Origin of the sequence: Arthrobacter agilis, assembly GCF_006494655.1 — a bacterium.
Lineage (GTDB): Bacteria > Actinomycetota > Actinomycetes > Actinomycetales > Micrococcaceae > Arthrobacter_D > Arthrobacter_D agilis.
Genome location: NZ_VHIM01000038.1, coordinates 1 through 291, shown reverse-complemented (window position 1 = coordinate 291; position 291 = coordinate 1). Strand labels below are relative to the sequence as shown.

General features: G+C 72.5%; 1 protein-coding gene. It reads left to right on the top strand.

The features are described 5' to 3' along the window. Nucleotides 1-291 (top strand): hypothetical protein (locus tag FJV46_RS15280; protein ID WP_158294870.1); only part of this gene is annotated, 291 nt, incomplete at both ends.

Genomic DNA, 291 nt, shown 5'->3' with positions numbered 1-291 from the left:
CGGGAACTGGCCCGGTGGATCGAGGCACAGCCGGTCTTCGTCGAGGCCGTGTCGACGGCACGCGCCGCAGGACGGCCGATCGTCCCGGTGCGGTACCTCGTGGGGGAACGGGACGGGCCGAGGGCGCCCGAAGACCCGGAGGCCTCCGAGGCGGAGTGCAGGGACCTCGCCTGGCTCGCCCGGGAGCTGGGACTGCCCCCGGGTGAGCTCGACAGCAGCGTCAGGGCCCCGACGTCCTGCGCCAGTGCGACGAGTTCATGCACGGGATTGATGGTGCCCAGCACGTTCGAG